The following is an 11,650-nucleotide window of genomic DNA, read 5'->3' as shown; positions in this document are numbered from 1 at the left end:
CCGAGCGCGGAGGCGGCAGCCAGAATCGAGGCGATCCGCGCGGGCGGAACGCGGGTGCGGACGTTCGCCGTCGATGTCGCGGACGCCGCCGCGCTGGACGCCACCCTGACCCGGCTGCGGGGGGAGATGCCGCCACTGCGCGGTGTGGTGCACGCCGCCGGCCTGCTCGACGACGCCACCATCCTGCGGTTGCGGCCCGAGCAGATCGAACGGGTGCTCGCACCCAAGGTGGACGGCGCGCGCAACCTGGACGCGGCCACCGCGGCCGACCCGCTGGACCTGTTCGTGATGTTCTCCTCGGCAGCGGCCCTGTTCGGCAACGCTGCCCAGGCAGCCTACGCCGCGGGCAACGCCTTCATGGACACCCTGGCCGTGGCCCGCCGGCGTCGGGGGCTGCCAGCCCTGTCCGTGCAGTGGGGGCCGTTCACGCAGATCGGTCTGGCCGCGCAGGACGCCAACCGGGGCGCCCGGCTGGCGGAACGGGGCATGGGCGGCTTCACCGCCAACGAGGCCTGGGCGGCGCTGGCCGGCTTCCTGCGCCGCGACGAGCAGGTCGTCGGATACGTGCCGCTGAACCTGCGGCAGTGGTTCGACGCGTACCCCGACACCGCTGCCCAGAAGAGCTGGCAGGTGCTGCGCCAGGCCGCGTCGGCGGGTACACCGGCCGCCGCGGCCGGTGGCGCCTTTCTCACGCACCTGCGTAACGGCCCGACGGACGCCCGTCACGACCTGGTCGAGGCCAAGGTGCGCGAGCTCGCCGGCCGGGTGCTGCGGCTGGACCCGAAGGCGATCGAGAGCCAGACGCCGTTCAAGGCGCTCGGACTCGACTCGTTGCTGAGCCTGGAGCTGCGTAATCGCCTCGAGGCCACGTTCGGCCTCACCCTCTCGCCGACGCTGCTGTGGACCTACGGCAGTTCGCGGGCCCTCGCCGGGGTGCTGTGCGAGCGGATCTTCACCACCGTCGCCGCCTGAACACCGCACGATCGCGAAGGAACTGGTCTCATGAAATCCGGCAGTCACGTACAACCGGGCGGTCGCACGCCCTCCGGCGGCAGTTCGCCCACGCCGACGCCCCTGACGCGGGCGCTGGAAACGATCAGAAACCTCCGTGCCCAGCTCGACGCCCAGACCGGCCGGGCTCCGCTCGCCGTCGTCGGTGTCGGCCTGCGGCTGCCTGGCGGCATCGCCGACCTGGACGCCTACTGGGACGTCCTGGCCGCGGGGGGCGACCTCGTACGCCCCATGCCGGCGGCACGCAAGGGGCCCTTCTCCGCCGCCTGGGAGGGCCTGCCGCAACGGGGTGGCTTCCTCGACGAGGTGCTCGACTTCGACGCCGACTTCTTCGGAATCAGCCCGCGGGAGGCACGAGGGCTCGACCCACAGCACCGCCTGCTGCTCGAGGTGGCCTGGGAAGCGATGGAGAACGCCGCGCTGCCCCCCGACCGGTTGACCGGCGCCCGCACTGGTCTCTACGTCGGCATCACAGGTCAGGACTATCGGGACTGGCAGGCAGGTGAACCGGACGCCTACTGGGCGACCGGCAACGGCCACTGCTTCGCCGCCGGTCGACTCGCCTACACGATAGGGCTGACCGGGCCGGCCCTGGCCGTGGACACCGCGTGTTCGTCGTCGCTGGTCGCGGTGCATCTGGCAAGCCAGGCCCTGCGCCGCGGTGAGTGCGACGTGGCGCTCGTCGGCGGCGTCAACCTCGTTCTCTCGCCCCGGTCGACGCGGCTGGTCGCCCAGACCCGCTCGCTCGCCCCCGACGGGTTGTGCAAGGCCTTCGATGCCCGGGCCAACGGTTTCACCCGGGGCGAAGGATGTGGCGTGGTCGTGCTCAAGCGCCCCGACCACGCCGAACGGGACGGTGACCGGATCCACGCCGTGCTCCACGGCTCGGCGGTCAACTCCGACGGCCGCTCGTCCGGGTTCACCGCCCCGAACGTGCTGGCCCAGGTCGGGCTCGTCGAAGCCGCGCTCGCCGATGCCGGACTCACCCCGACCGACATCGGTCTGGTCGAGGCGCACGGCACGGGTACGGCGCTCGGTGACCCGATCGAGATGGAATCGCTCGTCACCGTGCTCGGCCGGCGCAACGGGGGTGCTCCGCTGCGGGTCGGCTCGGTGAAGACCAACATCGGTCATCTGGAGGCCGCCGCCGGCATCGCCGGGCTGCTCAAGGTGATCCTCTGCCTGCAGCGACGCGCCGTTCCGCCACTGGTGCACTTCACGACCCTGAACCCCAGAATCGATCTGGACGGCACCGGCATCACCCTGCCGCGGGACCTTCAGCAGTGGGGCCCGGCGGACGGCGGCCGGTGCGCCGGGGTGAGTTCCTTCGGCATGAGCGGCACGAACGCGCACCTCATCCTCGGGCCCGCCGGGGACGCGCCCGCCCCCGTAGCCCCGGCATCCCCCGCATCCCCGGCAGCCCCGGCAGCCCCCGCGGATCATGCCGACGCGCCGGTCAACGGTTTCGAGGTGTCGGCGAAGACCGCGTCGGCGCTGCGGGCGCTCGCCGCCCGGTTCGGTGAGCGCCTGGCCACCCTCGGCCCCGCCGCCTATCCGGCCTTCGCCTACACGACGACCTACGGCCGGGTCCGCCACCCGGTGCGCGCCCGGGTCGCCGCGACGGACGCGACCGGCGCGGCCGCGGCGTTGGCGGCGCTGGCGGCCGGTACCGCGTCCCCGGCCGTGACGCTCGTCGAGGACACGGCCACCGCGGACCTCCACGAGCCTGTGCCGCTGGCCCGCCGCGTGATCGACCTGCCGAGCTATCCCTGGGAGCGGCAGCGTCACGCGCCCGTCCCGTCCCGGCCGGCGGTGCACGGCGAGGACCGCGGCGAGGACCGCGGCGAGGACCGTGGCAGGGAGACAGCTGCGTCCACCGACCCGGTGCGGCCGCCCACCGCCGTGCCGTCGCACCACATCGCCTGGCAGCCCATCGCCCTGCCGGCCATCCCGGGTGACCACACCCTCGTCCTCGCCGGCGACGACGCCGACCTGCTGCGGAGTCTCACCGAAAGCGCGGCTGCGGGCGGCATGCCCGGCACGGTGCTCGGCCCGGTCGGCGCCGACCTCACCGACCTCGCCGAGCTGCCGGGGTGGCAGCGTCACGACCTGCCTGGCGATGACGCCGGATGGGCCGCGTTCTGGGCGTCGCGTTCCGATGACCAGCCGGTTACGCTGCTGCTGGCGATACGGCCCACAGCGTTGCCCGATCCCTTCGCCTCGTCACCCGGCGGTGCCGAGCCCCACGACATCGCCGCCGTGGGGGCGGCGACCTGTCTTGCTGTCACGACCGCCGTCCGCACGCTCGCGGCCGTCCGTACCGGGCAGGTTCTTGCCGTCACCCGCGGCGTGCGTCAGGTCACCGGACACGATGTGATTGAGGCGACCGATCACGGTCTGCTACACGGCCTCGCGGCGGTTCTGGGACTGGAGCTGTCTTCCAGCTGGGGCGGGGTCGTCGACCTGCCCGCTCTCCCCGAATCCGCGGACCTGCACCTGCTGCTCCGCCTCGCTGGGCGCGGGGGAGCCCGCGGCGGCACCGGCGACCTCGACGACGTCCTCGCCATACGGGACGGTGCCGTCTTTGCCGCCCGGGTACGCCCGCTGACAGGCGGCCCCGGGCCCGAACTCCCGGTACGGCCCGACGGCACGTATCTGCTCACCGGCGGGCTCGGTGCCATCGGCCGGGTGCTCGTCACCGACCTCGTGCGCCGCGGCGCACGTCACCTGCTGGTGGTGGGCCGCCGCAGCGAGGAACAGCTCGACCAGGCGGGCACGGCGCTGTTGGAGAGCATGCGCGGAGACGGAGTGGACATCCGCTACCGGGCCGGCGACTGTGACGACCTGGCGGCGCTCGCCGCCGCCTGCCGCGTGGGCGATGCGATGCCCCCGGTGCGCGGCGTCATCCACGGTGCCGGCACGCTGCCGGCAGGTGCGCTGGCGGAGGCGGACGCCGACAGCTTCGCCGTGGCACTGCGTGGCAAGTTCACCGGCGCGTGGTGGCTGCATCTGCTCAGCCGTGACTGGCCGCTCGACTTCTTCGTCCAACTGTCGTCGGTCTCGGCCCTGTGGGGGATCGACGGATACGGCGCCTACGCCGCCGCCAACGGGGGGCTCGACGCGCTCGCTGCCTACCGGGCGGCCGCCGGCCTGGCGTCGGTGAGCATCGCCTTCGGGCCGTAGGCCTTGGACGGCATGGCGGACGAGACCGGCCGGGGCAACCTGGCCCGCATGGGCGTGGCGGAGATCGGCGTCGACGCCGGCTGCGCGAGCTTCACCGCCGACGCCCCGTCCGCCGGATCCGCGCTGGTGGTCTGCCCGGTGGACTGGCCGCGCTTCGGCGAGGTGATGGCCAGCCGGCGGCGCCGCCGGCTGTTCGACGAGGTCGTCCCGGATGACGTCTGCCCAGGTCGATCGGGCCGGGATGCCGCGGCGGGCGCGGTTGCGGTGACCTCGGGCCGCGCCGTGTTGTCGGGCGTCCCCACCGGGGCGCGTCCGGCTGCCGCACGCGACGCCGTGCGGGGGCTGCTGGCGGGAATCCTCGGGCATGCCGAGGCGCGGGCCGTCCGCGAGGACGTCGGGTTCTTCGACCTCGGACTGGATTCGATCATGGCGGTCGACCTGGCGCGTGAGCTGTCCGGCGCCTTCGGTATTCAGGTGGGCATCTCGGAGATCTTCGATCATCCGACCGTCACCGAGCTGGCCGGTCACCTGGTCGCCCGTGCCGCCATGCCGACAACCGGTGGGACGCCCACTGCCACGGCATCGGCACCCCTCGCTGCTACCGCCGTTACCGCCGTTACCGCCGTTTCGGCCGTCCCGGCCGGAGCGGTCGGCCACGGGAACCGGCCGGCCGCGGACCGCGGGGTCACCGCGGGCGAACCTGTCGCGATCGTCGGCATGGCGGGCCGTTTCCCGGGTGCCGACTCCCTCGACGAGTACTGGGAGCTGCTGCGCGCCGGCCGGGACGCGGTCGGCCCGGTTCCCGCCGACCGTTTCGACGCGGCGTCGCTGCATGACGACGATCCGATGCGGACCGGAACGATCACCACCGATCAGGGTGGGTTCCTGCGGGACATCGCCCGCTTCGACGCGGCGTTCTTCGACATCCCCGCGAGAGAGGCCGAAAGCCTCGATCCGCAGCAGCGGCTGCTGCTGGAGTCGACCTGGCACGCCCTCGAGGACGCCGCCATCGACCCGAAGAGCCTGCGCGGCACCCACACCGAGGCCTTCGTCGGCATCTCCAACTCCGACTACGCCCGCCTACTCGAAGGCGGCGGGCTGGAGCAGCTCGACGCCTACTTCAGCACCGGCACAGCCCTGAACGTGGCCGCCGGCCGCATCGCCTACGTTCTCGGGCTGGGCGGCCCGGCGCTCGCCGTCGACACGGCCTGTTCGTCCTCCCTGGTCGCGCTGCACCTGGCCATCCGCTCGCTGCGCCAAGGTGAGACGGACTGCGCGCTTGCGGGCGGCGTCAACGTCATCGCCGCGCCCTCCTGCTCGGTCGCGGTGAGCCGCGCCCACATGCTCTCCCCGGAAGGGCGCTGCAAGACCTTCTCGGCCGACGCCAACGGGTTTGTCCGTGCCGAGGGATGCGGCGTGCTGGTACTCAAGCGTCTCGTCGACGCCCGCCGCGACGGCGACGAGGTGCTCGCCGTTCTCCACGGCAGCGATGTCAACTCCGACAGCGCCTCGTCGGGGCTGACCGCGTCGAGCGGCCGCGCCCAGGAAGCAGTGATCACCGCGGCGCTCGCCGACGCCGAGGTCGCGGGCGCGTCCATCTCCTACCTGGAGGCCCACGGGACCGGCACGGCTCTCGGCGACCCCATCGAGCTCGCCGCCGCCTGGGCGGTACTGGGCCGGGACCGCCGGCCCGGCGAGCCGCTGTACCTCGGGTCGGTGAAGAGCAACATCGGTCACTGTGAGTCGGCGTCGGGCATCGCCGGTGTGATCAAGGCGGTGCTGGCACTGCGCCACAGCCAGCTTCCGGCGAATCTGCACTGCGCGACGCTCAACCCGCACGTGCCATGGGCAGCTATGAACGTTCGCGTCGTCGACGCCCTAACCCCGTGGCGCGCCGGGCCGGGCGGACGCCTGGCGGCCGTGTCCAGCTTCGGCTTCAGCGGTACGAACGCCCAGGTCATCCTGGGTGAAGCCCCGGCCGGCGAAGCGGCGGACACGCCCACCGACCCGGCCGGCCGGGCGGGCACGGAGCCGGTGCTGGAGCCGGCGCTGCTCGCGCTGTCCGCGGCGGACGAGGCGGGACTGCACCGCCTCTCGGCGGCCTGGGAGCACCACGTCGCGGACCGTGCCGATCTCGACCGTGCCGATCTCGCGGCCACGGCGGGGTCGGGCCGGGCGCACCTGCCGGCCAGGCGCGCCCTGCTCGTCCGTGACCGCGACGAGCTGCTCGCCGGGCTGCGTACACCGGTCACGGCCGGTCCCACCCGGTCGCCGCGGGTCGCCTTCCTGTTCTCCGGCCAGGGCAGCCAGTACTTCGGGATGGGGCGGGAGCTGTACAAGACCGAATCGGTCTTCCGCGAGATGATCGACTCCTGCGATCGGGTAGTCGCCCCGATGCTCGGCGCCGGCCTGCCGGAACTGATGTTCAGCGGCACCGACCGGAGCCTGCTCAACGCCACCCGGATCACCCAGCCCGCCCTGGTCGCCCTCGAGCTGGCGCTCGCGGCGCTGTGGGAGTCGTGGGGCGTGACCGCCTCCGTGGTCATCGGCCACAGCGTCGGAGAGATCGCGGCCGCGATCCACGCCGGCGTGATGGATCGCGACGCCGGACTCATTCTGATCACCCATCGTGCCCGGCTCATGCAGGACACCGAACCCGGCGGGATGCTCGCCGTCGTGGCACCGCCGGAACGGGTCGCCGAGCTGCTCACCGGCACTGCCCTGGACATCGCCGCAATCAACGGGCCGGAGGCGGTGGTGGTGGCCGGCGCGGTGGCCGAGATCGACGGTTTCGCCGCCCGGATGAAGGAACTGGGAATCACCGCGCGACCCCTGGTCGTGTCGCATGCTTTCCATTCCCGCCTGATGGGCCCGGTGCTGGCTCCGCTGCGGACGGCCATCGCGCCGCTCGCCTTCGGCGCGCCGCGTCTGCCGATCATCGCCAACCTCACCGGTGAGCTCGCCGCACCCGATACCTATGACGCCGACTACTGGTGCCGGCATGTGCGCGAGCCGGTGCGTTTCCTCCAGGGCGCGCGGCAGCTGGGTGTCCTGGAGGTCGACGTCTGCCTGGAGATCGGGCCGGACCGGACGTTGGGCCATCTCGTCCGGGCCGCCGGGTGCGCTCCCGCCGGTGGTGCCGTGCCGTCGCTGCGGCGCGGCGGCAAGGACCGCGCGGTTGTGCTGGCCGCCGCCCGAATGCTCTACGAGCAGGGCCAGGATCTGGCCTGGAGCCGGGTAACCGCAGCCTCCGGTGGGCGGCGTGGCCGAGCTCCGCACTACCCCTTCGCGCCCACCCGTTACTGGACGAAGGTGGCGGGCACGACGCAGGCTCCCCGGAGGCCGGCCGGCCCGGCCGTGCGTGGGCCGGTGCCCGCCCAGGACCGGGGACCGCACTGGGGCAGCGAGCTGCGCTCCCCGGCGCTGACCGGGCGGGTGTTCGCGTTCGATCGCAGCAGTGAGTTCCCGCCGTACCTCACCGACCACCGCCTGTACGGCACCGTGGTGACCCCGGCGGCCTCGCACCTGGGCACGATCCTGTCCGCGATCGGCGGCCGGGGAGAGCCGGTCACGATCGAGGATCTGGTCTGCCCGCGCGCGCTCGTCATCACCGAAGGGGAGCGGTACGACGTCCAGATCGTCGTGAGCGAACCCGCGGACGCGGTCGGGACGTCGCGGCTGAGCGTGCAGAGCCTTGTCGACGTCGAGCGTGGCACGTGGGAGGAGCACCTGTCCGGCCGGCTCACCCGCCCGGCAGCCATCGACGTGGCCGCGGGCATGCCGCAGGCACAGCGGGCGGCCTTCACGGCCGCGGCCGACCGTCACATCACCGGGGAGGCATTCTACGCCTACTTCCGCAACCTCGGCTACACCCTCGGGCCGTCGTTCCGCTGGATCGCCGATGTGTGGATCCGCGAGGAGGAATCGCTGATCCGCTACGCCCGGCCGGTGTTGCCGGACAACCCGGCCGACTACGAGATCTACCCGGGCCTCATCGACTCCTGCTTCCAGAGCATCGCCGGCTTCATGGTCGACGATGACGCCGGGGAGGCACCGTCGCTGGCGATCCCGTTCGCGGCGACGCGGCTGTCCTTCCCGGGCCGGGCTCCGGCGGGCGGGCCGGAGACCGGGGTCGGTGCGTCCCGGGCCCACGAGGAGCTGTGGGGCCATGTGCGTGTCCGGGCGGGCGAGCCGCTGCCGCACGGTCGGATCCGGGTGGAAAGCGCCGACCTGCGCATGTTCACCGAGACGGGCAGCCTGTTCGTGGCCGAGGAGTTCCGGGTCCGCCACGCTTCCCGTGCCGTGCTGGAACGCAGCCTGCGGGACGGTGCGCCGTCGCACGCGTACGCGCTGACCTGGGTGCCCGCCTCGCGGGCGACCGGGACCCCGCAGGCCGTGGCGGCTCTGCCGACCCCGCCGACCCCGCCGACCCCGCCGCACGTGCCGCGGACCGTTGCGGTGCTCGGTACCGGACGGGAGCACGCACGGTCGCTGTGCGATGCGCTGGAGACCCTGGGCCACCAGGTCCGCCGGTGGCCCGATGACACACCTGCCGACCCTGCCGCCTGCGACCCCGCCTATGACGACGTCGACCTCGTCGTGGACGCTCGCTTCGACGATCTCGGCGCCGCCACGGGGGCCGGGGACGCACTGCGGGCTGTGCTCGCCCTGGCGGCGTCGCTGCGGGCCCTGCCGCCGCGGATCCCCGTCGCCGTACTCGGCGACGGTCGCCGGTCGGCGGCTCCGGTCCGGGAGGCGCTGTGGGGCATGCTCGCCGCCCTCGAAGCCGAGGACCCGCAGCGCCGGCTGGTCCGGATCGGGTTGGACATCGGATGGACGCCTACGTCGCTCGCGCTCGCGCTGTCGGAGGCGGCGGATGCCGGTTTCGACGAGACCCGGTGGGTGCTGGCCGGCGACGGAGTCCGTCTCGCCCGGCTCGCACCGGTCGAGGGTGCACCGGTCGAGGCAGCGGCGGGTGGGCCGTTGTGGGAGGGAGGTGTGCTGATCACCGGTGGTCTCGGTGCCCTCGGTCTGAGCGCCACGACGATCCTCGCCGGTCAGGGAGCGAAGGCGATCACGTTGATGGGCCGCTCGGGCCCGGACGCCACGGCGCAACGGACCATCGACGAGCTCACCGCGAGCGGTGTGAGCGTCGCGGTCGTGACCGGCGACGTGACCGATCCCGCTGCGTGCGCCCGGGGGGTCGCGGCCGCTGGCGCACTCGTCCCGCTGCACGGCGTCTTCCACCTGGCAGGCGTCACCGTCGACGGCGCCTTCGCCCATCTCACCTCGGCCGACTTCGAAGAGGTGTTCGCGGCCAAGGCCCGCGGGGCGGAAACGCTGGCGGCGGCCGCCCGCGGCGAGCCGCTGCGCGCGTTCGTGCTGTTCTCGTCCGTGTCGAGCGTGCTCGGCTCCGCCGGGCAGGCCAACTACGCGGCGGCCAACGGTTACCTCGACGGCCTGGCCGAGGCCCTGCGTGCCGGCGGCATGCCCGCGACCAGTGTCAACTGGGGGCCGTGGGTGCCGTCCGGGAAGGGCGGCATGGCGGCGGCGGGCCCGGCCGTGAAGGCCGCCGAACGCCTCGGCGTCCGCCCGCTGGCCGACACCGACGCCGGACCGCTCCTCGGGCTCGCGGTGAACGCCGTGACACCGCGCATCGTCGCGGTCGCCGCGGACTTCACCCGCTTCATCGAGGCAGCGGCCGGCCATCCACGCGCCGCGCTGGTCGCGGACCTGGCCACCCGCCCGCGCCGGAACCCGCACGGTCCGCACGGTCCGGGCAGTCCGGGCGGTCCGGCCCGTCCGAAGGGCTGGCTGCGTCAGTCGCTCGACGGCCTGGACGGGCCCGCGCGCGACGACGGACTGCGCGACGCCATCCGCGCGCTGGTCGGGGAGGTCCTCGGCAACCCCGTGGCCGTCACCGACGAACTCGGCTTCGCTGACCTGGGCCTCGACTCGATCATGGCGATCGACCTGCGGACAGGGCTGGCACATGCGCTGGCTACCGAGCTGCCCGCCACCGTCGCGATCGATCATCCCACGGTGCCGGCGATGGCGAGCTTTCTCGACGGGCTCACTTTCACCTCAGCCGCTCCCGGCGCGCCCGCGCGCCGGGCCACTGGTTCCCACGTCAGAGCCGTCCCACCCGCACCGGTGGCGTCCGGCCTACTCGAACCGCAAGCCCTGTCACTCGATCAGCTCATCCAGGCCGTGCGCGACGACCTGGCGGGGGAACAGTGAGGACGAAGATGGATCTGGATCAGCTACGGACGCTGGTGGAGGACCAGCTGCGGCTCTCGCGGCGGCTCAGGGCCCGCGTCGCCGAGCTCGAGGCCGACCGCCACGCGCCGTTGGCGGTGGTCGGGATGGCGTTGCGGCTTCCCGGTGGGCTGCGCACGTCCGAGGCGTACTGGAAGTTCCTGCTGGGGGACGACCATGCGGTGTCCGAGATTCCGGACGACCGTCCCGGGCTGCGCGCGGTCCACGATCCGCGGCCGGGCCAAGCAGGGCGCTCCTATGTCGGGCGCGCGGGCTTCCTGTCGGGCGTGGCCGACTTCGACGCCGGTTTCTTCGGCATCTCGCAGCGTGAGGCTGAGGCCCTCGACCCGCAGCAGCGGCTGCTTCTGGAGACCGCCTGGGAGGCCATGGAACGGGCCGGCATCGCCGTACGCCGCTCGCGGCGGCTGTCGGCCGGTGTCTTCGTCGGCATCATGACCTCCGAGTACACCGAGCGTCTGGCGGGCGGTGACCGGAGCGGCATCGACCCGTACTACGGCACCGGCGGTGGGCACTGCTTCGCGGCCGGGCGGGTCAGCTACGCCATGGGTCTGTCCGGGCCTGCTATCAGCGTGGACACCGCCTGCTCGTCGTCCCTGGTCGCTCTGCACCTCGGTGCGCAGAGCCTGCGGCGGGAGGAATGCCGCTACGCCCTGGTGGGCGGGTCGAACCTCATCTTCTCGCCGGACCTGATGGTGTCGCTGTGCCAGAGCGGGGCGCTGGCCCCCGACGGCCGTTCGAAGCCGTTCACCGCCGCTGCCGACGGGTACGGCCGCGGTGAGGGAGCGGGCATGCTCGTCCTGATGCGGCTGGCGGACGCGCGGCGGGAGGGCAGGCCGGTCCTCGCCGTTCTACGCGGCACCGCCGTCAACCACGACGGCGCGTCCTCCGGCCTGACCGTGCCGAACGGGCCCGCCCAGCAGGAGGTGATCCGCGCCGCCCTCGCCGACGCGGGCGTCGCCCCCGAGGAACTCGGCTTCGTCGAGGCGCACGGCACCGGCACCGCGTTGGGCGACCCGATCGAGGTGGGGGCGCTCGACGCCGTCGCTGGCAGTGGAGCGCCCGGTCGCACCGTTCCCCTGGCCATCGGCAGTGTCAAGGCCCGGCTGGGGCACCTGGAGGCCGCCGCGGGAATCGCGGGGCTGATCAAGGTGGTGCTCATGCTGCGGCACGGGATGAT

Annotated in this window: 4 protein-coding genes; all 4 read left to right on the top strand. The window is 73.3% G+C overall.

Annotation, left to right across the window (positions count from 1 at the left end; translation table 11 throughout):
- On the top strand, positions 1-972 hold a 972-nt coding region (locus tag ACY45C_RS05240; RefSeq protein ID WP_462186516.1), incomplete at its 5' end, for a beta-ketoacyl reductase.
- Between the two features lie 30 nt (positions 973-1,002).
- A complete protein-coding gene (locus tag ACY45C_RS05235; RefSeq protein ID WP_462186515.1) occupies positions 1,003-4,194 on the top strand; it encodes an SDR family NAD(P)-dependent oxidoreductase in 3,192 nt (1,063 codons plus the stop codon).
- Positions 4,195-4,206: 12 nt separating this feature from the next.
- The gene (locus tag ACY45C_RS05230) at positions 4,207-10,434 is read left to right on the top strand and encodes an SDR family NAD(P)-dependent oxidoreductase (RefSeq protein WP_462186514.1); all 6,228 of its coding nucleotides are present in this window, start codon (positions 4,207-4,209) and stop codon (positions 10,432-10,434) included.
- An 8-nt stretch (positions 10,435-10,442) separates the two neighbouring features.
- Positions 10,443-11,650: beta-ketoacyl [acyl carrier protein] synthase domain-containing protein (locus tag ACY45C_RS05225; RefSeq protein WP_462186513.1), on the top strand; the 1,208-nt coding region annotated here is incomplete at its 3' end.

The sequence above is a fragment of the Frankia sp. CcWB2 genome (assembly GCF_977927585.1).
The sequence above is the reverse complement of the archived record's forward strand: the minus strand, read 5'-3'. Positions and strand labels throughout refer to the sequence as shown.

What these genes read in the sequence shown, in the direction of transcription:
- ACY45C_RS05230 (WP_462186514.1), top strand. Translation starts at nt 4,207, where the DNA reads ATGGCGGACGAGACCGGCCGGGGCAACCTGGCCCGCATGGGCGTGGCG.
- ACY45C_RS05235 (WP_462186515.1), top strand. Translation starts at nt 1,003, where the DNA reads ATGAAATCCGGCAGTCACGTACAACCGGGCGGTCGCACGCCCTCCGGC.